We start from the raw sequence: 22608 nt of genomic DNA on the forward strand, positions 1-22608 counted from the left end.
TTCGGCTTCTCCTCTTCCCCTCCCTTTTGAAGCGGATGTTTACGGGACACCAGCTAGGTGTCCCTTTTTTTTTGCCCTGATTTTTCAGCTGTTTTGCCTGCCGAGTCAGCCCGACCCAGCAGGCAAAAACGATCAGAAGGTCAAAGCGGCACGCAGCCAGACGGTGCGGCCAGGGTCATTAAAGCGGCTTGCTGCGCCAAAACCAAAACCGCTGTTCCCGGCCAGATTCAGGTGCTCGCCGTAAGTCTTGTCGAACACATTATCCACACCGGCAGTCAGCGACAGATTGCGGTTGATCTTGTAGCCGCCATACAGCGACAGGGTGCTGAAGCCACCCGTAGGCCCGAAGTCGTAACCCACCACATTCCCTTGCCCCTGTGAATAGCGATTTTGCTTGGCCACAATGCGCCAGACTCCGCCTGCAGACCAGGGGCCTTGCACATAGTCCGCCGTCAAACGCACATCCAGCGGGGGCATTTGCGGCAGGGCGCGGCCATCCGTACTGTTGCGGCCCCAGGCATAGGCCAGGCTGCCGCCCAAGGTCCAGTTGGGCGTGGCTTTCCAGTCTGCACCCAATTCCCCACCCATGATGCGGGCCTTGACGTTTCTGGCTTGGGTTTTCGTGCCCATCATGCCGCCGGGCAGGTAGTCGAACAGGATGTAATCCTGAATCTGGCCAATATAGGCGGAGGCCCAGGCCGAGACTGTTTCATCCTTGTACTGCGCGCCAAAATCCAGCTGTGTGGTTTTTTCAGGCTGAATGACCAGGAAGGCACTGGCGCTGCCTTGTGGACCGCTGGCCGGGGAAATCAGCTCCCAGTAATCCGGCATGCGTTGCACATGGCCAATACCGGCGTACAGACTCAACGGCAGGGAATCCAGATCATGCTCGATACGCAGGAAGGCACTGGGCAGGGTTTCCTTACGGCGCTCGTTCGCGCCGGGGTTGGGCTTGCTCATCATGCCGCTGCCCAGGCTGGGGCGCAGGTCACGGGCGCTGGCCCAATCCAGACGTGCACCACCAATCAAACGGCTGGCGTCGTTCAAATCCCAACGGGCTTCGGTGAACAGGCCAATATTGTCGAACTCGGCATCTTTCACCCAATCCTGATCGCGGTAATCCTGCATGCCCATGCCACTGCGTTTGCGATGGCGGCTGCGCATCAAATCAGCACCCGTGGTCAGGGTCAGGTCTTCGCTCAAGGCCCAATCCATGCTGAGACGGCCGCCCCAGGTCAGGCGGTCCACATTGGAGGCCATAGGCATGGACATGCCACCACCCGGTTTGAAGGTGCGCAGCCCGTAGTTGTCCATAACGTGATCGGCGTAGTTGTAGTAGAGCTGGGCCTCCACATTGCGCAGCACGCCTTCGTGCATATCCTTCTTGAAACGCAGACCCAGGGTTTCACGCTTGAATTTCGTACCATCCATGCCACGACCAGCATAGCGGGCATAGCCGTCACCCGTACCTGCGCTTAACTCCAGCAAGGTATCGGCATCCGGTGTCAGGCCAATGGCGACGTCTGTATTCCACTTTTTCCAGCGCGAGGGCACACGTTCACCATCCCCGTCCTTGTAGTCCTGAGCGCGATCTTGATTGGCGGTCAGGCGGGCATAGTAAGAGGCATTGCCAGCAGCAAAGTCCACATTGCCTGCGTGACGGCCAGCCGAGCCGCCCAGAATACTGGCGTCCAGCGTGGCATCGTTTTCGGTAAAGCCGGGCGCTTTGCGCTCGAAACGTACCGTCCCGGCAGAAGCCCCTGGGCCCCAGCGCACGCTTTGCGGACCTTTGATGATGGTCAGTTCATCAAAGGATTGGGGCGAAATGTAGGAGGTCGGCGCATCCATGCGCGACGGGCAGGCCCCGGGCATGGAGCTGCCATTGGTCAGTATGTTCAGACGCGAGCCAAACATGCCGCGCAGTACCGGGTCCCCGTTGCTGCCGCCATTACGAATGGCGGCAAAGCCAGGAATGGTTTTCAAGTAATCTGTGCCGTCGCTGGCCGGCAAGGGCAGGCGGGGCAGCTTGGGGTTGGTGCTGAACTGCAAAGGGGATTCAGGAGCAACCCCGGTCACCACAATGGGGCTCAGTTGTTCAATAACGGTGGATTGGGCCAGGGCAATAGAGGGCACGCAGGCCAGCACACCGGCGCTGATCAGGCCGGGGTTTATTAATTTCTTCATGACTAAATTCCGAAGAGCAGCCGTCGTCCAGCGGCAAACCCGCTTGGGCGATAGCAACAAAGGAGAAAAGGCGTAGCGGCAGGGCCGAACGCGGGGAATCAGGCAGGAAGAAGAGAGGGCGGGGCGCGTTGCCCCACCGGCGGGCCACGAATAAAGGCCTGTGCCAGGGCGGGGCTAAGAGGGGGAAGCAGGAAGGGCCGGAAATGGCCCAGGCTCAAGGGCGTGACGACCGCAACAGGAGCCGGTGTCAGCGCGGCTTGCAGCATGACAAAGAAGGGACAGGTCGCGCTGGTGGTGGCCTCGTCCGAATGGGCGCTGTTGTCCTCGCCTAACAAGGCCGCCCAGTGCTGAATCATTTCAGGTGGCAGGTTTTGTCCTGAGGGCAGACAGAAGGCCAGCGCATAACCCTGATCGGTCTGCTTGGGCATATAGCCCGCAGGCACCATTCCGCGTAGCACCACTGCCAGCAACAACAAGCACAGGCCCAGACGATGGGGCCAGTGTGTCGCAGCGAGGAAGGTGCGCGGAAAATTCATGATGCGAAAGTATAACGAGTTATGTCAGGGACGAATTTGCGCTGGCGCAGATTTTGGCTTGCTGCCGTATCACCGTCTATTTGTGTTTCTGACCGCGGGCCGGAGACCAAAAAACGTAAATTTTGCGAGAAAAAGATAATTCGGCGGCTGTAGGTCGGGAAAAAGGCGCTATTCTGATTCATGCGGAAAGCGGGGGGATTTTCCGTGCCGATCTGGCTTGCCCATGCCTGAATGCGTATGCACATGCCGATCGACTCAATGCCGATGACAAAGGATGTCGCGATGCAGATTGGGCAGTTTGTTTTTGGATTGGCAGGCCTGCTAGGGCTGGTTGCCTTTATGCCGCCTTTGGCTGGACGCTTGCGACTGCCGTACTCCGTACTTCTGGCCCTGATCGGCTTTGCACTGGGTATCTTGCTGCATCTGCATGCCTGGGCGCCCAAGATGGTGTCGGACTTCCTGAATACCTTGCAGGCCTTCGACATCTCCTCCGAGACCTTTCTTTACGCCTTCCTGCCTATCCTGCTGTTCGAGACATCGCTGGCCATGAACTTGCGCCGCCTGCTCGACGATATAGGCGCCATCCTGATGATGGCTATCGTGGCCGTGGTGGTCTGTACCTTTGCCGTGGGCTACGCCCTGAACGCTGCTTCCTCCTATGGGCTGGTGGTCTGTCTGATGCTGGGCGCAATTGTGGCCACCACTGACCCAGTCGCTGTGGTGGGCATCTTCCGTGAAGTGGGCGCACCCAAGCGCTTGTCCACGCTGGTGGAAGGCGAAGCCCTGTTCAACGATGCGGCTTCAATTGCCTTGTATTCCGTGCTGCTGGCCGTGCTGACCGGCGGTGGCGAGTTAAGCGGCAGCACCGTGCTGGGCAGCTTTCTGTTCAGCTTCTTAGGCGGTGGTGTGGCAGGTTTCCTGATGGGGCGTCTGGCTAGCGGCCTGTTCGTGCTCTTGCGTGGCTGGCCGGCGGCTGAAGTCACCTTGACGATTGCCTTGGCGTATCTGGCCTTCTTTGTGTCCGAGCATTATCTGGGCGTATCAGGTGTGGTCGCCACGGTGATTTCCGGCTTGGTGGTGGGCTCCACGGGGCGTACCCGCATGTCGCCTGCGACCTTCGAGCTTTTGAGCAGCTCCTGGACGCAGATGGGCTTCTTGGCCAACTCCCTGATCTTCTTGTTTGCTGCCATGCTGATTCCGCGCCTGATGGCCGAAATCACCTGGACGCAGATTGGCCTGGTGGCCTTGCTGTTTGTGGTGACCTTGCTGGCGCGGGCCGTCATGGTGTTTGCCGTGCTGCCTTTGCTGGGGCGCACCCGCTTTGGCACCCGAGTCAGTCGCCCCTATCGGGTGGTGATTTTATGGGGTGGTCTGCGCGGCGCTGTCTCCCTGGCACTGGCCTTGGCCGTTACGGAACAGCATGCCATTCCGCATGATGTGCGCCAGTTCATCGGTGTGGCTACCACGGGCTTTGTGTTGCTGACCCTGTTTGTGAACGGGATCAGTTTGCGACCCTTGATTCGCCGTCTAGGCCTGAACCAGCTGACACCGCTGGAACGTCATTTGCGCGATCAGGCGGTGAGTCTGGCCCTGGAAGAGCTGCGCGACAAGACGGAGGAGTTGGGTCGGCAAGAGCAGATCAAACCACAGGTTATCGAGCGCCTGTGTACGGTCTTCGATGCCAGTCAGGCCGGTGTGGCGTCTGGCCAGATCCAGAGCCTGACCGAGGCGCAGAAAGTGAAAATGGGCATGGCGATTCTGTCGGCCCGCGAGGTGGAGCTGTTTTACGAGCTGCTGAAATCGCAGATTGTGGATTGGAAAACAGCCGAGTCCTTGTTGAGCCGCGCCGAACGCATGAACGATACGGTGCGTCTGGCTGGTTTGGCCGGTTTCGAGGCCGCCATTGCCAATGATCTGCGTTACTCCCGAGGTTTCCGGTCTGCTTTGCGCTTGCACTATCTGTTTGGCCTGCAAGGCTGGCTGGTGCGGGAACTGGACAAGCGTTTCTCGAACCTGATCGCCAAGCGGTCTGTGGCCCAGCGTCTGATACGTTTTGCCGAAACCGAATTGGCCCCCTTACTGGGCCAACAGGCCACAGGCACGATTGTGCAGGCTCATAAGCTGCGCCTGTCTCAGCTGGAAGATGCCTTGCATTCCTTGACGCTGCAATACCCGGTGTTTGCGCAGTGGTTGCAGGAGTCCTATCTGGCACGAGTGGCGGCGGCCCAGGAACGGGCGCACTACCGCACCATGCTGTCGCATTCCCTGATTACCAGCGAAATGTATGCCGATCTGGTCAAACAGATTACGCAGCGTTGGCGTTATCTGGATGAACGTCCCACTCTGGACATGACCATGAGCGCCATAGAGCTGATTGCCCAAGTGCCCATGTTCGATGGCATCTCCGAGCAAGCCAAGAAAGACCTGGCACGGCGCTTGCGTCCGCGTCTGGCGCTGCCAGATCAGAAAATTCATCTACGCTATGGCGGTATGCGAGTCATGTTCTTCGTTGCTTCCGGAGCATTGGAACTGACCTTACCCGACGGTAGTCTGGTGGAACTGGGAACCGGCCAGACCATTGGCGAAGTGAATGTCATGGAGCACAGTGACCATGCCGGTGAAGTGCGCTCCCTGGGCTATAGCCGCCTGCTGATGCTGACCGAACGCGACTTCGATACCTTGCGTGGCAAAGATCCCAGCTTCAGTGAAAAAATCGAAGCCGTTGTGCGCCAACGCCAGCGGGCTTACCAGGTCTGGCAGGAGTTCGAGTCCGGCCAACGCCAGCACGAAGAACTGCCACCGCTGTTTGGTTTGGCGCATGCCTTGAGTCAGGCGGAGAGTTTTGTGGGGCCTTTGCAGCCTAGTGGGGGCACCTCTGTTGTAACGGAAGCGGCGTAGTCCGGCAGCAAGCAGCGTGAATACGACCTTGATGGCGGAGTGATGTAAAAGAGTGGTTATCGACGTTGGTCTGGCTGTTGTCCGACCAACTTTGTCGTATCAGGCGTATTCCGTGGCTACTACGAGATAGGCAACAGTTACTCGGTCACCGTAGACTCGTGCTGACGTTGAATCGTCAGAGTAAAGAACTTTTTACTTTGCGCACTTTCTCGGCTACGTGCCCGTGTTTACAGAGTGTGCATGATGCCTTTCATAGACTATGACTGCCAACACTCAAACCGTGAAAAAAGACAGTATCTTGATACTTGATATTGACGGTACGTTGACCGATTCCATTGCCATGCATCAGGAAGCCTTGTTTGGGACCATGCAAGCGCTAATGTTGGAGCATTTGAATACCGACTGGGGCAGCTATCCTCATCACACTGATACCGGGATCTTTACTCATGCAATGGAAGAGCATGGGCGAACAGGGATCTCGCCAGATCAGATGGCGAGTTTTGAGAGGGATTTGGGTTCCCGGTTTTCGGTCCTGCTTGCTGAGCGCGGCTTGCGTGAAATTGCTGGTGCCCGAACATTCGTAAAGGCTATGGAGACGACACGCTGGGGCGTAGTGTTCGCCACGGGAGGTATCCGGTCAGTGAGCCGGAAAAAACTTCATGCTGTTGCGATCGATTTTGTGGAGGAAGCGTTGCTTACCTCGTCCGAGCATGCTGCACGTGATGATCTCGTCGAGGCTGCGCGAGTCCGTGCAATGCATCTCTATGATATGGACAGGCCTCGGGCCGTGGTGTCTGTAGGAGATGGTTTGTGGGACATGCGGGTCGCGAGTGCGCTTGGTTTGGGGTTCGTTGGTATTGGCAGTCCTGATTCAGCATCAGGTCGTGCCTTGCGTACTCAAGGAGCCACTGTCGTTGATGATCTGGGTGATGTCATACGATGTCTGGAGTTGTCGTAAGCATGACGGTCTCAGGGCGTTATCAATAGCGCGCAAGATATTGGCTTGGCGTGATGCCGGTGACCTTGCGAAACATCAGGGAAAAGGCGCTGGGTGTGTCGTATCCGACATCCCCTGCCACTTTGGTAATAGGCATTCCTGCGGTTAAAAGAGGAATCGCCGCCAGTAAACGCATTTGTTGACGCCAATCTCGGAAAGACAAGCCAAACTCTGCCTGGAAAAGCCTGGTAAGTGTCCGACTGGACGCTCCCACAATGTGTGCCCAATCTTGAAGGCTCCTGTCGTCAGCTGGAGTTTTATGCACGCTATCAAAGATTCGTTTGAGTCTCGGGTCTCGAGGACGTGACACTGATAATGGCCGACGTTCCTTCCAGTCTATTTCTAGCAAGATGAGCTGAATTATCCGCTCGTCGCGTCCTCCCAATTCGTACTCTATCGGCATCTCAATTGCACGGCTGATTAGTTCTCGTAGTAGTGCAGAGACTCGAATGATTGTCGGCTGCTTCGGGGACCCTAAGGCACAACGTGTCGTGTCGATATAAAGGGTCTGGAGCGAGACATTCCCTCGCATGCGTGTTTCATGAGTCGTTTCCGCCGGAATCCAGAGCGCTTGCTGAGACGGAACAACCCAGAGTGTGTCGTGCGTCTGAACTTCCATGACACCAGCAGAGGCATACAGAAACTGTGCACGTGGATGACTATGTGCAGAGCTTATATATCCGTCAGGATATTCTTTGCCCATCGCACCAATAAAGCGGGGAATGTCTTGGTAGTCAGTGTGGTATAGGCTTTTTTTTCTCATGGCCTTCCTTGGTTCATTTAATTGCCTATTTTATAGAAAATCATTTTAAGTTTTATTGTTTGTTGAGGCTTAGACTTATTGCTGCCTAATTTAATTTTCATTGCTTAATAATTTTTTAAAAAATAGTAATGGAAATAAGATGGTTTTCTTGTTTTTTTTGGTCATGGCGGATGAAATTGTCGCTTTAGACATATTTTTTGTCTGAATAGGAATAGATCATCATGGGGCAAGTCAATAAAATATACTTCGTTTTAAATAATTTTTGTATTTAATTTTCATTTTTAATAGATATTTATAATGACTCTATGAATAAATTGAAGGCTTCTGGAAATGTGTTTAGAACTGATTTTCGACAAGAAGATACTAAGCTAAATGAGACGCTGAGCATAATTGAGGAAGCTTTTTTCGCTCCTTCTTATCCAGATGAAATCACTATAGATTCAGCGTCTGCTCTTTGCCTTGAAGATATTTTACATATGGAGGCTATCAAGGGAAGCGCTAGCGAAACTATTGGTAGTCCTTTTTTTTGTGTAAAGCGTGAAGATTTTCTCCAGTGTGGACGGGCTTGGCTAAGTAGGGCTCTATCCAACCCAAGAGTTGATGATTACGTGCAATCAGGCGCGTTGCGGCATCCTCAACGGCCAGAGCGCCCTATCGGCTTTGTTTACTCTAGATATATTTCACAGCTGGGCTACCGATTGAGTTTCCGAGGGTTAGATCCTGAAGTTGATCAAATACATCTCCATACATGGATGAACAATGAGCGTGTCAATGCTTTCTGGGGAATGCAGGGAACGCCAGAGTTTCATTATCAATTACTACATGCACTGCTTGCAGATAAGCATGCACAGCCATTGATTGGCGAATTTGATGGCTGCCCTTTTGGTTATTTCGATGTTTATTGGGCGAAAGAGGACAAGGTAGGTCAACACTATGATGCGGCCGACTACGATCGTGGACTTCATATGCTGGTTGGTGATGATCGATTCCGAGGTGAACATCGTGTAGAGGCCTGGCTTGCATCACTTATCCATTATGCATTCTTGGATGAGTCTAGGACGCAGAGGCTAGTTTGTGAGCCTCGTATTGATAATGAGCGCATGATCAATTATTTGCGCCGATTTGGATTTTCTGTTGTAGGGGAGATTGATTTTCCTCACAAGAAAGCACTACTGCTGAGCATGACTCGAGATATTTTCTTTAAACGTGGCATGCTCTTGGGGTCATTGGATTAGTAGATTTAATCGATGTTTTGAATTTTTGATTTTTATTTAAGATGATTTTTTAGCAATTTTTCATAGTGAATTTATAGCTGGTTCTTAATTCGCTATTTATTATTTTCAAAAAATTATGGAATATGTATCCGCCGATTTAATTAGGTATTTGCCTTTGGAATTAGCCATTTTATGGGCGGTTTTGGGCTTTGCATATACGGTTAAGGTAGTGGTAGGCGGGAGACTAAGTGTCACTACTGTCGAAGAGTTAGGCCCACGTATTCAAACCTGGTTAAAGATCTTGCTTTTTTTTACTGTTCCCGCGTTTTTTGGGAATGTGGCAATTGTGGTTGCTATGTCTTTAGTGAGTTATCTTGCCTTACGTGAGTTTATCTCTATAACTCAACTTGGGGTTCATGGTAGAGCACAGTGTTTTTTTGCGTATATGTTGATCCCCGCGACTTATACGATGGCCTATTTTTACCCTCAAAGCTTAAATTTGTTCATCCTTCCAGTTGTGGCGGCGACGTCTATTAGTTGCATCTCCGTTTTGAAAGGTGAAACTAGTAACTATATTTCAACTACCGCTACTTTATTGTGGGGCTATATTTTTTTGGTTTTTAATTTGAGTTTATCGGTAACTTTTATTTCATCGGGTGGCGCAATTGTTGGCAGCGGATTTTATATGCTGTTGTTGCTGACCGTAGTCAATGATGTCATGCAGTACGTATGGGGGAAGGCTTATGGCAAACGGAAGATTTTCCCTTCCGTTAGTCCAGGTAAAACAATAGCCGGGGCTATTGGTGGTGCACTGAGTACAGCCGTCGTGTCACTCATATTAGCTCCGTATTTAATTAATGGAATGAGTATTTTTATTTCTATCGTTTTAGGTTTTTCAGTTTCGTTGGCCGGTGTTTTTGGTGATGTTTGCTTCTCGGCAGTTAAGCGGAACTTAAATATTAAAGATAGTGGTAGTTCTCTTCCTGGGCACGGCGGGTTTCTTGATCGCGTGGATAGTTTGACTTTGAGTGCGCCTGCATTTTTTTGTTTTTTATTTATTTGAATTAATGTTTAATTTAAATAGTTAATTTTTAATATGTCAAATCTCATAAAGCCGTTAAAGATTGCAACTCGAAATCCGCATTTTGAAATAGTTAATGAGCCAGTTTTTAATGAGTTTTGGCTCTGGTTTATGTATTACACTCCGATTGGGGTGGTATTGCGTTATGTTATTTTTCGAAATCGCTTTTTTTCGAATATTTATGGAATTCTGAATCGTAGCAATAAATCTACTCGTAAAATTCGTAGTTTTGTAAAAAACTATAATATTGAGATTAGCGAATTGGATCGTCCTATAGAATCATTTTGCAGTTTTGACGAATTTTTCACGAGGAAACTGAGAGTTGGGGCTCGGCCAATCGATATGAAGCTGGGAGTGTTGATCTCACCCGCAGACGCGCGTGTAATTAAGTATGAGATGAAAGAGGATTGTGTTCTTCCCGTTAAGGGGCGTAGCTTTACTTTGGAAGCACTTCTGGGAAAAGCCGAAATGGCGCAAGCTTATGTGGGAGGCACTGTCATCGTGCTCAGGTTGGCTCCATTCGATTACCACCGCTTTTGTTATATCGATGATGCGACGGTTGGCAATACATGGACGTCTGGGCGTTTGTGTGAGGCTGTTCATCCGTATGCATTGTGGGCTAATGCTAAATCGTTCACGGTTAACGTACGAGATTGTAGCCTCTTACATACCACCACTTTTGGCGATGTTTTGCATGTTGACGTAGGAGCGTTGGGTGTCGGCGCTATTACTCAGTTAAACCAATCTGGTACCCGTGTGGTACGTGGGCAAGAGAAAGGTTTTTTCTCTCTTGGTGGGTCGACAATAATTCTTGTTTTTAAACCAGGTACCGTTGTGATGGATTCTGATATTGAAGCGAATAGTAATAATGGAATTGAAACATTGGTGCGCTATGGAGAAAGTATTGGCTTTCGAAAAAATTGATATGAATTCCTCGAATTTGGTTATTCAAGCTAGGGATTTTTGCTCGCGTTGGAAAGGACGTTTTTTTTCATCGGATGCAGTTTCAGCGTTGCGAAAAACTGATATTTTGTCGCATATGGTTGACCGACAAAAACTTCCATATGAGATTTACCGATCGTCTTTTGAATTACTGCATGAAATTGGTAAGGTTGATATTGCTGCAGCGGTTGGGCTAACCATGCATCAGTATGCTTTAGGGACGATTGCTACTGCAGAGATTTTTGATGAGGAGTCTCGTCAGAAGCGAGATTATTTTCTCAAGATGATTCAAGATGAAAAGCTACTGTGTGCGGTTTCGAGTTTTGATATGACGATTCAATCGGATGGGCGAATCAAAGCTGGTCTTAACGCAGTGATGGTGGATGGGCGATGGGTGGTTACCGGACGTAAACGCTATCAGTCGATGGCAAGTATTGCCGATATTCTGTTTTTTACTGCAGCCATTTCTGATCATAGTTTTGGGCTTTTTTATGTCGTATTGAAAGACAATCCAAATATTGCGTTCGATACAACTCCTCCCGTTGCTTTTTTGCAGGAGACCGATACGCGTGCAATTAACTTTGATCAGGTCAGTATTGCCCCATATCAGCTTGTTAGCGTAGCTGATATCACTGCCACAACGCAGTTTCATGCCTATTCACTTTCTTGGTTTCAGTCGCTTATTTCAGCTGCGTATCTTGGCGCAGCGCGTGCAGCTTTAGAGGTTTGCATACGTAAGATAGCCACGGTAGGTTCCGGTGATAGCGTTCTGAAGCATGAAAGTGCTGTAGGTCGTATGGAGCTGCAATTGCGTTCTGCGCTCTCCTTACGTTATGCCGTTGAGTCGGTGTTGGTGGAGGCTTCTCATAACTCTCCAGCTGTGGCGATGAGAGAGTTTAGCGTTGCAGCAGAGGTTCTCAAGTACACCGGTACACAGGTCGCTTCTTCTATCGTCTCGCAAATTCGGCACTTAGGAGGACTCAGCATGATGGTAGATGAAAGTTCATTTGGCAGAATCTCTGAGTATGTGCTGTATGGCGCTATGCATCCCCGTTCTAATAGTGATTTAGAAAGTAGCTCGGGCCGTAGTGCGTTGAGCAGGTAGGTCTTTGATGCGGTCAAGCTGATGAAATTTCTTTTCCAAGTTCTACTGCGCCTGATTTTTTACAAGGCATTTGGTCGGTTTATCTCGATCTTTGTCCTCGGAGTGAGAGTGACGGGGCGGGAGCGCCTTCCTAAAGCTGGTCCTGCCATTTTGATTGCGAATCACAATAGTCACTTGGATACACTAGTGCTCGGAGCCTTACTTCCTTTCAGGGCTCTTCCTTTGCTTAGTCCCGTTGCTTCAGATCGCTACTTTTTACGAAATCGTTGTCTTGCTTGGTTTGCCACCCATGTTGTAGGTATTCTTCCGGTTGGGGGGGCAAACGGTGGCGAGGCGAAGCGCTCTTTGCAGCGTTGTAGTAAGGCCTTGGAGGAGGGACAGATCTTGATTTTCTTCCCTGAAGGCACTCGTGGAGAACCCGAGATTCCATCGCGTTTGAAGGGCGGTATCGCAACACTTGCTGAACAGCATCCCAATGTTCCCATGATTCCTGTGCGGCTTTCGGGGTTAGGGTATTCACTTCCTAGAGGGGCTGCGATTCCACTCCCGCATGCTTGCTATGTGCGAGTGGGTGTGCCTGTGCGGTGGAATGGCTCTAGACGCGCTTATATGCACTCGGTTTCGGTTGAGTTTGGTGTAACGGACGCAGAGTCGTGTGCTTAGGTTGAGAGGAACCTTGAACACGAGCCGCAGGACTAATGCCCTACAGGGCATGGCGTACGCTATTTTAGCCTTTCGAGTGTTTGGAGCGGTCCCACGTCTATTATTGCAGGCTCTAGCCCCTCAGTTGGTGGTGATGCTAGGCGTTCAGCCTGCTGATATTGCTTTTGTGCTACTGGGCAATATGCTTGTGGCAAGCATGATCATTCTTATCTATCCTGTAATAGCAAGGTATGTGGGCATTGGATTGTTACTCTTGATAGGGACGAGTCTCTCCGCTGCGACATTGGCTTTCATTGCATTTGCGGATTCATTTCATATCTTGGCTGCTGTTTTTTGCATTGGCGGTGGCATAGGATGGGCATTGCTCGGGTTGCAGTGTCCTCAGCACTTGGTTGCTAACCTACCTCCTGAATCCTTGTTGATTAATATGCGGGCGCTGACTGTTGGGCCACTCATCTCAGGCTTGGTTGTACCGCCTGCGGTACTGTGGGCTTCTCAGTTCATCCAATGGCAGACTGCTGTGCTTTGTTTAGTTGTGATGACACTGGTATTTTGCCTGTTTGCGGTTATACGAGTGCCTTCTAGAGGACGGTTTTTACCTACCCCAGGAGAGGCCGGACGGCATATTGCGGCGAGGTCAATGTTGCGAGTGGGTTTTGCTGAGTATGCAGCGATTGCTTTGTCGGGCGGACTCGCTGGTTTCTTTGCTTTGCATTTTGTGCTTATCGTTGACCAGGCATTCGAAAGCCCTAATATCACCGCGATCGCGCTTTTTATGTCGGGTCTGACAACGTTTGGCTCGATCTTCCTGTTTACGCGCATGCAGGAATCGGGAAACCTGTTTCGCAGTCTTATTGTCGGATCGATGCTGGCCTCTGCTGTATGTATGGTGACAGCAGCTTTTTATCAAACTTGGCTTGGGTTGGTCAGCTTACAGGCTTGGCCAGCACTTTCTGCAGGCTATTTTATGTACAGCATGAGTGTAGCTGCATCTTATGACAAGGTAGCACGTGTGTCGGGTCGTTTGATCATAGTGCACATGTGCAGTGCTGGTGCTGGCGCTTATTTATTTAGTTTGGCTGTGCAGGCAATGGGCTCTTATTTATGGCCTTTGCGAATTGTTGCTGGGTTCTCGTTCTGTGTGTCGTTATTGTTGGTAACCATGGCAAATAATAGAAAGTCTTCAAGGCCATAACTCAATCTATCGAATAGTTTTGTGGTTTTAAAATCTATGCATTTGGATAGACGTAATTACTTGGTAAGGGCCATACGCCTATATTGCATAAGCAGACTGGGTGGCGCCCTCTGGGATAGGGCGGTCGTTATTTCCTCACTCTGTCGATGAGATTCAGATCAAACGCACCCAATGATCCAGCAGCAGCGCTCCAAACAGGACGGCCAGATAAATAATGGAAAAGCGGAACAGCTTGCGGGACAGCTCATCGCTGTAGTTGCGGTGCAGTTGATGGGCGTATTGAATGAAACGTGCGCCCAGCAAGATCGCAGCCACTAGATACAGCACACCACTCATGCGGATGATGAAGGGCAGCAGGCTGGAAGCCATCAGGATGTAGCTGTAGAGCAGCACATGCAGCGTCGTAAAGGTTTTGCCGTGGGTGACGGGGAGCATGGGCAGGCCGGAGCGCTGGTAGTCGTGCTGACGGTAGAGCGCCAATGCCCAGAAGTGCGGGGGCGTCCAGATGAAGATGATCAGCACCAGCAGCCAGGCTTCAGCCGGTACGGCATTGGCAATGGCGGCCCAGCCCAGGGCAGGGGGCATGGCACCGGACAAACCGCCGATCACGATGTTTTGTGGGGTCAGGGGTTTGAGAATCACGGTATAGATCACCGCATAACCAATGAAGGTGGCCAAGGTCAGCCACATGGTCAGCGGATTCACCCAGTAATACAGCACCAGCATGCCCATGCCGCCCAGCAAACCGGACATGGCCAGGACTTGCGGCGGGGTAATGGTGCCGCGTGCCGTACCGCGCCGAGCGGTACGCAACATGCGGGCATCAATCTGGCTTTCGATCAGGCAGTTGATGGCAAAGGCGGCAGCCGCCAGCATCCATATGCCCAGCGTGCCCGCGACCACGGTGCCCGGATCGGGCAGGCCGGGAGCAGCCAGAAACATGCCGATAACGGCACAGAAAACAGCCAGCTGGGTGACTCTGGGTTTAGTCAGTACCAGATACTGGCGCAGGAGCGAGGCGGGAGCCAGGGTAGCGGTGTTTGTCATACTGTATTCCTTGGGGGACAGTCGACTTGCGGGAAAGCCGTACCAACAGGGTGACGCAGCATAAAACGAGACCGGCAGCTCCCCCATTATGCAGGACGGCAATCAAAAGAGGCCATTGGAAAAAGATCGTGGTTAACCCCGTGATGAGCTGAGCCAGCAGCAGCAAAAGGACCAAAGTTGCGGGGCGACGCAATATGGGGTCGGCGCGTAATTTCCACGCAACGGAACCCAGAACCAGAAACACCAAAAAGGCCATATTGCGGTGAACCCAATGGATGGCGGTCAGCGCGGCCTGGGAAATCATTTCACCGGAAGGCAGCTCGCCCAGCGCGCGGAATAGCGAGAATCCGCCGTGCAGATCCATCTCGGGTATCCATTGGCCGTGGCACTGCGGGAAGTCCATGCAGGCCAGCGCAGCGTAGTTGGTGCTGACCCAGCCACCCAAACCAATCTGAATGGTCAGCAGGAGAAATGCGCCGATCAACCAGGGTCGCCAGCGGCGGGTTACCGGGGACACAGGCGGGCCGGGGTTCTCGCGCACGGCCAGCCAGGTCATCAAGGCCAGCACGCTCATGCCGCCCAGCAAGTGGGTGGTGACGATAATGGGCATCAGCTTGTGGGTCACGGTCCAGGCGCCAAAGGCGCCTTGCACGCACACCGCCAGCAAGGTGAATAGAGCCAGGCGTGCCGAATGGCCCAGCGTATGACGATGCCGCCAGGCCATCCATACAATGGCAATAATCAGCATGCCCAGGGCCGCGCCTACGTAGCGGTGGATCATTTCAATCCAGGCCTTGCCCCAGCTGACCGGGCCATAAGGCATGGCTTGATAAGCTTGTTCGATATGTGCGCCCGCGCCCAGCGGCGTGAGCTTGCCATAGCAACCGGGCCAGTCCGGGCAGCCCAGACCGGAATCTGTCAGGCGCACAAAAGCGCCAAACATGATCAGGTCCAAAGTCAGGAACCAGGTCAGGTAAACCAGCTTGCGGTAGCGTTGGCGGATATCGGCCATAAACTTATCCGATGCGTGAATTGTTCAGCAGTTTGCGTATATCGGTGCGAACCTTGAGCGGGTCGGCATCGCCCGGAAACAGCATCATCAAATTGCCATTGGGGTCGATGATCCACATGCCATTCTTGACGGCTTGTTCGGGGGCCTTGCCAGCAGCGTCAGGAGTCAGAAATTCGGCCAGCTGGCGCGGATCGGCGCGCAGCATATGCGTACCTTGATAGGCCTCCAGAATTTGCTCGGTTGGTTGGCCCTGGTCGGTCACAAACCAAACACGAGCCAGGCGATCCACGTTCTTGCCTTGGCTGGCGTGGGAGTTGCGCAGGATGAACAGCTTGCGCACGCAGCTTTCGGGGCAGGCGCTTTCATCGGCGCTGACCAGTACCCAGCGACCCCGCAGCGATTGCAGATCAAAGGCCTCGCCTTGCAAATTGCGCAGGGGCAGGGCGGCGGGTTCAGGCACGCTGCGCTGGGGCTCAATCAATTGACCGTAGGCATTGCTCTCGTCTGGCCGCAGTCCCAATGAAGGCATGTAGTAGGCGGCCAGTGCAAACAGCACGGGTGCCAGACTGATCGCCAGCAGCAGATACAGCGGAGTCATGGAACGCGGGCGGGCAGGGGTTTGAGTCGTGTCCACGTTAGGTTTTCCTTGTAGGGGCAGAGTTGGGCCTGGAGCGTCGCAGCCATTTCCACGCTACACCGATCCAGGCACACAGGGCAATCAGGGCAAAACCGAACCATTGCAGTGCATAGCCCCGGTTCTTTTCAAAGTCGATATTCGGGTCGGGCCAATTGGTTTGCAGCTCCGAGGCGGGGGCGGTCTGGGCCAGTACACGCGGCAGCACAGGTAGATCAATGCGGCTGCGCAGATCTTCCAGGGCCAGGTTCTGCACGACAGGGGGCGTACCCGACGAGTCGGGCAAGTGTTCGGGCAAGGGGCTGCTGCCCAGCTCAAACAGACGCGGAACACGTTCCATCAACTCGCCCGAAATGGTTTCGGAGCCGGAAGGCGCGGCCGGAACGCTAGGGGTTTGCCCCGGTACACGAGCCAGCCAACCACGTAGCACGAGCAGGCTGGAGCCCGCCAAATCGCCCTCATCCAGCACAAAAGGGGTGGCAATCCAGTAGCCCGGTTTACCTTTGAAATTGCGATTATCCAGGAGTACAGTTAACTCACTGCGCCAGGAGCCGTGCACCGCGACAGACTGCCACAAGGCACCTTTATCCAGGCTGGCCTGGGAATCAATATGCAGGGGAGCTTGCTGGCGGCCTTGTTCTATTTGTTGTGCCAGGCTTTGACGTTCCTGCGCGCGGCTCAGTTGCCAGCGTCCCAGGCTAATGAACAGCAGCATCAGCAAACCCAGACAAACCAGGGCAAGCAGGGATCGAGTCGAAGAAGAACGAGGATTGTTGCTGGACATCAATTCAACCTGAAGCGGGGGAGACGTAATGCGTGTGCTAGTCCTGATCGTGTTTCTGGGGATTATTGTTTCGTTGGGTTCGGCCCTGGTGTATTTGATGCGGGACCGGGGTAATTCCAATCGTATGGCCTATGCTCTGACCTGGCGAGTGGGTTTGTCCGTGGCCCTGTTCCTGTTTGTGTTGCTGGCCCATTACCTGGGTTGGATTGAAAGCACCGGCGTGCCCTTGGCCTGAAGTAAAAACCCAGGCCCGAAGAAACGGGCCTGGGTCATGAATCACTAGAACCAGTAGACGTACAGGTACAGGCCCAGCCACACCACGTCCACAAAGTGCCAGTACCAGGCGGCACCTTCAAAACCAAAGTGGTGCTCGGCGGTAAAGTGGCCGCGCATCAGCCGTATCAGCATCACCGTCAGCATGGTGGCGCCGATAATCACGTGAAAGCCGTGAAAGCCCGTCAACATATAGAACAAGGCCCCGTACGCACCGGAAGTGAACTTCAGGTTCAGTTCGGCGTAGGCGTGCATGTATTCGTAAGCCTGGCAGGCCACAAAGGCGAAGCCCAGCGCAACCGTCATGAACAGCCAGAAGATCGCGCCGCCACGCTTGCTGGCGCGCAGGGCGTGGTGAGCAATGGTCAGGGTGACGCCCGAGGTCAGCAGCAAGGCCGTATTGATCGTAGGTAGCCACAGCGGGCCTACGGTCTGGAACGGGGCGACAGTGCCAGCGGGGCCCTGGTTGGGCCAGGTGCCGGTGAAGTCAGGCCAGAGCAGGGCGCGGTGATCCAGGTCGCTTAACAGCGGCGTGGCAATTTCACGGGTATACCAAAGCGCCCCGAAAAAGGCCGCAAAAAACATGACTTCGGAAAAGATGAACCACGACATGCTCCAGCGATAGGAGACGTCTACGCGTGTGCTGTTCAGGCCGGTTTCGGACTCGCGCACGGCGTCGCTGAACCAGAAGAACAGCACCAGCAAGAAGCTGAGAATCCCGACCAGAAACACCCAGAAGCCGCCCGGCCAGTTATTGATCCAGGTAGCCGCACCCAACAGCGTCAGGCACAGGGAAATGCTGGCGCGTACCGGATGCCCCGACAAGCCGGGGACGTAGTAATACGGCGCCTTGGACGGGTGAGCCGTAGTCTCGACATGCATAGTGTTCTCCTTCGGGTCATGTGCCCTTGGGCGCAGTATCCGGCCAGGGTTCAGCTGGCCTGACCAATGAACCAGCGGGCCACCATAATCAGGCCCACAACGAAAACAACCGTGGCGATCAAGGCGGCAATAATCAGATAGACCGGATTGATCTTGGCAATGTCCTGCTCATGGTCGCGGCCACGACGGACTCCAAAAAATCCCCAGGCAATGGCTTTCAATGTCTGGAAAAAACTGAGCTTGCGCCGTGTGAGGTCCCGAAAATCGTCATCCATATCACTGTCCTAAAAATTGACTGCCTTTTAGAAAGGTCCAGGCCATGACGGCAATGACGAACACGGCCAGGAGCAATCCCAGACGGCGGTTGCGACGGCGTTGTTCGGGGGTCATACGGCGTTCCTCCAGTGTTACTTGACGACAGGGGGTACTTCAAACGTGTGATGCGGGGCGGGCGAGGGCACCGTCCATTCCAGACCCTCTGCGCCTTCCCATGGCTTGGCACTGGCCACTTCACCCTTGCCGCGCGCCGCCTGAATCACGATGTAGATCAGCAGCAGTTGCGACAGGCCGAACCAGAAGGCGCCAATGGTGGCAATCTGGTGGAAGTCCGTGAACTGACCGGCGTAGTCCACATAACGACGTGGCATGCCCGCCAGGCCCAGAAAGTGCATGGGGAAGAAGGTCACGTTGAACGAGATCATGGTGGACCAGAAGTGGATCTTGCCCAGACGCTCGTTGTACATGCGACCGGTCCACTTGGGCAGCCAGTAGTAGGCACCGCCAAACAGGGCGAACAAGGAACCGGCCACCAGCACATAGTGGAAGTGAGCCACCACGTAATAGGTGTCGTGTACCGCAATATCAATCGGAGCCACGGCCAGGATCAGGCCGGTAAAGCCGCCAATCGTGAACACGAAGATAAAGCCGATGGAAAACAGCATGGGTGTTTCAAAGGACAGCGAACCGCGCCACATGGTGGCCACCCAGTTGAAGATCTTCACCCCGGTCGGAATGGAAATCAGCATGGTGGCGTACATGAAATACAGCTGCCCCGTTACCGGCATCCCAGTGGAGAACATGTGGTGGGCCCACACCAGGAAGGACAGAATCGCGATAGCGGCGGTTGCGTACACCATGGAGGCATAGCCAAACAGGGCTTTGCGCGAGAAAGCAGGCACGATGGCAGAGACAATGCCAAAGGCCGGCAAGATCATGATGTAGACCTCCGGGTGTCCAAAGAACCAGAAGATGTGCTGGTACAGAACCGGGTCACCACCACCGGCAGCGTTAAAGAAGTGGGTGCCAAAGTGACGGTCTGTCAGCAGCATGGTCACGGCAGCGGCCAGTACCGGCATCACGGCAATCAGCAGGTAAGCGGTAATCAGCCAGGTCCAGCAAAACAGCGGCATTTTCATCAGCGTCATGCCAGGGGCGCGCATGTTCAATACCGTCACCACAATATTGATGGCCCCCATGATGGAGGACGCGCCCAGAATATGGACCGCAAAAATCGTGAAGTCCATGCCCGGTCCCATCTGCAAGGACAGCGGGGCGTACATGGTCCAGCCACCGGCAGGCGCGCCGCCAGGCACAAAGAAGGACGCGGTAAACAGAACGGCACCCACGGGCAGCAGCCAGAAGCTGAAGTTGTTCATGCGGGCAAAGGCCATGTCCGATGCGCCAATCTGTAGCGGAATCATCCAGTTGGCAAAGCCCACAAAGGCCGGCATGATCGCGCCGAAAATCATGATCAGGCCGTGCATGGTGGTGAACTGGTTGAACAGCTCGGGCCGGAAAAACTGCAGACCCGGCTGGAACAGTTCGGTACGCAGCAGCAAAGCCAGCACGCCGCCCTCCAGCAACATCACAAAGGAGAAGATCAGGTACATGGTCCCGATATCTTTGTGATTGGTGGCGAACAACCAGCGACGCCAGCCGCTAGGGGTGGCATGGGCATGATGGTGATCATCATGTCCGCTCGGGTTCGCTACATGGTCGACGGTGACGCTACTCATGCTTGACTCCTTGCTGCACTCCCCCTGGCCGTAGTCAGGGATAGATTGATAGTGTGATAGGCGGCGAGCGCAGACTTAGCGCTGTTCCTTGACGTCGGCGGGCATCACGACAGGGTCAGGCCCTTTGCCAGCGTTGCCCCAGGCGTTGCGTGTGTAGGTAATGACCGCAGCAATCTGTACATCGGTCAGTTGATTGCGGAAGGCGGCCATTGCGGTGCCAGGGTGACCATTCAACACCGTGTCGATCTGGCCTTTCTTGGGGGCGAGCACAAATTTCGTATCGCCATCCAGAGCGGGGAAGGTGCCGGGCATGCCCTTGCCGTTGGCCTGGTGGCAAGCCACGCAGTTCTGCGCAAAGATCTGTTTGCCGCGCTCGGTCAACTCGTCCTTGGTCCACTCTTTATTGGGATCGTCGGCCTGGGCAGTCATCAAGTCGTTCTGCTCCTGGGCCCACTTGTCGTAGTCTTCTTGCGCCATCACTTGCACCACGATGGGCATATAGGCGTGGTCCTTGCCACACAGCTCGGCGCATTGACCGCGGTAGGTGCCGACCTTGTCCGCACGGAACCAGGTATCGCGCAAAAAGCCAGGGATGGCATCTTGCTTGACGCCAAACTCGGGCACCATCCAGGAGTGGATGACGTCCTCGGCCGTCAGCATGACGCGCACTTTTTTATTAACCGGCACGACCAGTGGCTTGTCCACTTCCATCAGATAGTTCGGGCCAATGGGTTCGCGGCCTTCAATCTGGGCGCGCGGGGTGGACAGGTTGGACAGGTATTTCACACCCGTGGCCGGACCGTCCAGATACTCGTAGCCCCATTTCCACTGATAGCCAGTGACCTTGACGGTCAGGTCGGCGCTGCTGGTGTCCTTCATGGCCACCACGGTTTTGGTGGCAGGCAGTGCCATGCCGATCACGATCAGGAAAGGGATGATGGTCCAAGCCACTTCCACACCCAGGTGTTCGTGAAAGCGGGCGGCAATCGCGCCCTTGGACTTGCGGTGCCGGATGATGGAATAGAACATCACGCCGAACACGCCAATAAAGATGATGGTACAGATGATCAGCATCATCCAATGCAGCCAGGCAATGTCCTGGGCGATGGGGGTAACCCCGTTATGCAAATTGAGCTGATTGACACGGGGACCACCCTCCATGTGGGTGATCTGAGCCAGGCTTGGCCCTGCCGTCGAACAGGCGGTCAGAGCAAATAAACTTCTCCACATCTTCATTGTTGTCCCTCTTTTGGTGTTGCCATGCCAAACCGGGGTTCGGCTGCGTCAACGCTCCGAAAAATCCAACGCTGGAAGAAACTGCTGTGTTGCAGTGGCGGGCTTGTCGCATCTAAGTGCTGGTCCGCTCGAAGTTTTTAGTAGCTTATCTGTTCACGGAAATTATATAGAACTTGTTTTAGCCTTCAAGGGCAGGGTATGTCCCTAGAAGACAAGGTTGGACTAAACGCTACAAAAGCCGTAATGGGGCAAGGCTTGAATTACAATCGCCGACTATGACTTTGTTCCAGAACCGATCACTTACTCAGGCCCTGCGTCAGCGCATGGCCAGCTTGACCAGTCAGCTGCAACAATTGCCCCCACCGGGCAGCCGCCCTGTCACTGTTGATGGGCGCGTTGCCGGATGGATCACCCCCAAGGCCGCTCGTTGTATCGAGCCTTTGCCAGGGGTCTCGATTGAAGAAGATGTCTTGCGTCTGAGCGATTGCCCCAGCCAGGAATTGAGCTTGGCTCAGGTCCTGGATCAGGTCGCCTTGCGTTTGCAGGAAGGCGGTTGCATTCGGGCCTGGCGTGACGAGTTGCTGGACGTGGTCGGAGAAGGGCAGTGCCTGTCGCGCATTGAACGCGGTGCGGTACGGCCCTTGGGCTTTTTGACGCAAGCCGTGCATTTGAATGGCTGGTCCACAGACGGCCGTATCTGGGCCGCACGTCGTTCACCCACCAAATCGACAGACCCGAATATGTGGGACACGCTGGTCGGTGGATTGGCAGTCAGTGGTGAATCACTGCATACCTCTCTCATACGCGAAAGTTATGAAGAAGCGGGGTTGGCCGAGTCCGTGCTGGACAATTGCACCCCCTTGCGCGTGTCCTTGCGCATGCACCGTCGTCTGCCGGAAGGCTATCAGGTGGAGAACGCCCTGGTTAGCGATTGCGTGCTGGCCGACGATGTACGGCCCTGCAATATGGACGGCGAGGTTAGTGAGTTTCGCTTATTGACGCTGGATGAAGCCTGGCAAATGATAGAAGCAGATTTGTTCACCCTGGAAGCGCAAGTGGTGCTGATCGACAGCATCAAGCAGCATCTGGAACAGCTGGCCTGAACCTGGGAGTCACCGGGCAGGCATCAACCCGATGGGAGCTACGC

The 22608-nt window shown here is 53.8% G+C and carries 22 protein-coding genes; 10 read left to right on the top strand and 12 right to left on the bottom strand.

The genetic code is table 11. From position 1 onward, the window contains the following. Positions 1 to 132 precede the first annotated feature (132 nt). Positions 133 to 2184 carry a TonB-dependent copper receptor gene (locus KOE80_RS01570; protein WP_226348188.1) on the bottom strand — a complete coding sequence of 684 codons (2052 nt, stop codon included), beginning with the start codon at positions 2182 to 2184 and terminating at the stop codon, positions 133 to 135. 98 nt (positions 2185 to 2282) lie between these two features. After that, positions 2283 to 2720: a DUF2946 family protein gene (locus KOE80_RS01575; protein ID WP_226348189.1), complete on the bottom strand. Its 438-nt coding sequence runs from the start codon at positions 2718 to 2720 to the stop codon at positions 2283 to 2285. 282 nt (positions 2721 to 3002) lie between these two features. On the opposite strand from KOE80_RS01575, the gene KOE80_RS01580 reads away from it, so the two are divergent. Both KOE80_RS01580 and KOE80_RS01585 read left to right on the top strand, forming a co-directional pair. Further along, positions 3003 to 5618, top strand: coding sequence for a cation:proton antiporter (locus tag KOE80_RS01580; RefSeq protein WP_226348299.1), 2616 nt, complete (start codon positions 3003 to 3005; stop codon positions 5616 to 5618). Between the two features lie 259 nt (positions 5619 to 5877). After that, a complete protein-coding gene (locus KOE80_RS01585; protein WP_226348190.1) occupies positions 5878 to 6576 on the top strand; it encodes an HAD family hydrolase in 699 nt (232 codons plus the stop codon). A 22-nt stretch (positions 6577 to 6598) separates the two neighbouring features. Here the strand turns inward: KOE80_RS01585 and KOE80_RS01590 are convergent, their stop codons facing one another. Then, the gene (locus KOE80_RS01590) at positions 6599 to 7378 is read right to left on the bottom strand and encodes an AraC family transcriptional regulator (RefSeq protein WP_226348191.1); all 780 of its coding nucleotides are present in this window, start codon (positions 7376 to 7378) and stop codon (positions 6599 to 6601) included. Positions 7379 to 7683: 305 nt separating this feature from the next. On the opposite strand from KOE80_RS01590, the gene KOE80_RS01595 reads away from it, so the two are divergent. The 6 genes from KOE80_RS01595 (at position 7684) to KOE80_RS01620 (ending at position 13578) form a co-directional block, all read left to right on the top strand. Then, the gene (locus KOE80_RS01595; RefSeq protein WP_226348192.1) at positions 7684 to 8613 is read left to right on the top strand and encodes a GNAT family N-acetyltransferase; all 930 of its coding nucleotides are present in this window, start codon (positions 7684 to 7686) and stop codon (positions 8611 to 8613) included. Positions 8614 to 8728: 115 nt separating this feature from the next. Continuing rightward, positions 8729 to 9655 (top strand): phosphatidate cytidylyltransferase, encoded by a 927-nt coding sequence (locus KOE80_RS01600; RefSeq protein ID WP_226348193.1) that lies wholly within the window; start codon positions 8729 to 8731, stop codon positions 9653 to 9655. Between the two features lie 33 nt (positions 9656 to 9688). Next, entirely contained in the window at positions 9689 to 10597 is a 909-nt protein-coding gene (locus tag KOE80_RS01605) for a phosphatidylserine decarboxylase (RefSeq protein ID WP_226348194.1), read from the top strand. Continuing rightward, entirely contained in the window at positions 10566 to 11720 is a 1155-nt protein-coding gene (locus tag KOE80_RS01610; protein WP_226348195.1) for an acyl-CoA dehydrogenase family protein, read from the top strand. The genes KOE80_RS01605 and KOE80_RS01610 overlap by 32 nt, the downstream gene beginning before the upstream one ends. Positions 11721 to 11741: 21 nt before the next feature. Beyond that, the gene (locus KOE80_RS20505) at positions 11742 to 12383 is read left to right on the top strand and encodes a lysophospholipid acyltransferase family protein (RefSeq protein WP_226348196.1); all 642 of its coding nucleotides are present in this window, start codon (positions 11742 to 11744) and stop codon (positions 12381 to 12383) included. A gap of 133 nt (positions 12384 to 12516) precedes the next feature. Beyond that, the gene (locus KOE80_RS01620) at positions 12517 to 13578 is read left to right on the top strand and encodes a hypothetical protein (RefSeq protein ID WP_226348197.1); all 1062 of its coding nucleotides are present in this window, start codon (positions 12517 to 12519) and stop codon (positions 13576 to 13578) included. A 153-nt stretch (positions 13579 to 13731) separates the two neighbouring features. Here KOE80_RS01620 and cyoE read toward each other — a convergent pair whose 3' ends face one another. From cyoE to KOE80_RS01640, 4 genes are read right to left on the bottom strand one after another with little or no spacing between them, the layout of a single operon-like run. Then, on the bottom strand, positions 13732 to 14625 hold the full coding sequence (gene cyoE / locus KOE80_RS01625) for a heme o synthase (protein ID WP_042485530.1): 894 nt from the start codon (positions 14623 to 14625) through the stop codon (positions 13732 to 13734). Beyond that, entirely contained in the window at positions 14564 to 15637 is a 1074-nt protein-coding gene (locus KOE80_RS01630; RefSeq protein ID WP_026483577.1) for a COX15/CtaA family protein, read from the bottom strand. The genes cyoE and KOE80_RS01630 overlap by 62 nt, the downstream gene beginning before the upstream one ends. A 4-nt stretch (positions 15638 to 15641) precedes the next feature. Then, complete coding sequence (locus tag KOE80_RS01635) at positions 15642 to 16235, bottom strand: SCO family protein (protein ID WP_042486076.1); 594 nt, start codon at positions 16233 to 16235, stop codon at positions 15642 to 15644. A 37-nt stretch (positions 16236 to 16272) separates the two neighbouring features. Then, complete coding sequence (locus KOE80_RS01640; protein ID WP_063692068.1) at positions 16273 to 17055, bottom strand: SURF1 family protein; 783 nt, start codon at positions 17053 to 17055, stop codon at positions 16273 to 16275. A gap of 28 nt (positions 17056 to 17083) precedes the next feature. On the opposite strand from KOE80_RS01640, the gene KOE80_RS01645 reads away from it, so the two are divergent. Continuing rightward, positions 17084 to 17290, top strand: coding sequence for a twin transmembrane helix small protein (locus KOE80_RS01645; protein ID WP_042485541.1), 207 nt, complete (start codon positions 17084 to 17086; stop codon positions 17288 to 17290). A gap of 44 nt (positions 17291 to 17334) precedes the next feature. Here KOE80_RS01645 and KOE80_RS01650 read toward each other — a convergent pair whose 3' ends face one another. From KOE80_RS01650 to coxB, 5 genes are all read right to left on the bottom strand, one after another. Next, entirely contained in the window at positions 17335 to 18210 is an 876-nt protein-coding gene (locus tag KOE80_RS01650; RefSeq protein WP_226348198.1) for a cytochrome c oxidase subunit 3, read from the bottom strand. A 50-nt stretch (positions 18211 to 18260) separates the two neighbouring features. Continuing rightward, positions 18261 to 18485, bottom strand: coding sequence for a DUF2970 domain-containing protein (locus KOE80_RS01655; RefSeq protein WP_003805158.1), 225 nt, complete (start codon positions 18483 to 18485; stop codon positions 18261 to 18263). Position 18486: 1 nt separating this feature from the next. Further along, positions 18487 to 18600 carry a cytochrome oxidase small assembly protein gene (locus KOE80_RS01660; protein ID WP_009457495.1) on the bottom strand — a complete coding sequence of 38 codons (114 nt, stop codon included), beginning with the start codon at positions 18598 to 18600 and terminating at the stop codon, positions 18487 to 18489. A gap of 17 nt (positions 18601 to 18617) precedes the next feature. Continuing rightward, positions 18618 to 20225, bottom strand: a complete 1608-nt coding sequence (gene ctaD / locus KOE80_RS01665) for a cytochrome c oxidase subunit I (RefSeq protein WP_045929425.1) — start codon at positions 20223 to 20225, stop codon at positions 18618 to 18620. A 75-nt stretch (positions 20226 to 20300) separates the two neighbouring features. Continuing rightward, a complete protein-coding gene (coxB, locus tag KOE80_RS01670; RefSeq protein ID WP_026483582.1) occupies positions 20301 to 21461 on the bottom strand; it encodes a cytochrome c oxidase subunit II in 1161 nt (386 codons plus the stop codon). 275 nt (positions 21462 to 21736) lie between these two features. Here coxB and KOE80_RS01675 point away from each other — a divergent pair, with 275 nt between their 5' ends. Next, positions 21737 to 22564: an NUDIX hydrolase gene (locus KOE80_RS01675; RefSeq protein WP_009457498.1), complete on the top strand. Its 828-nt coding sequence runs from the start codon at positions 21737 to 21739 to the stop codon at positions 22562 to 22564. The last annotated feature ends 44 nt before the right edge of the window (positions 22565 to 22608 follow it).

The organism is Alcaligenes sp. 13f (assembly GCF_020496585.1).
GTDB lineage: Bacteria > Pseudomonadota > Gammaproteobacteria > Burkholderiales > Burkholderiaceae_B > Alcaligenes > Alcaligenes phenolicus.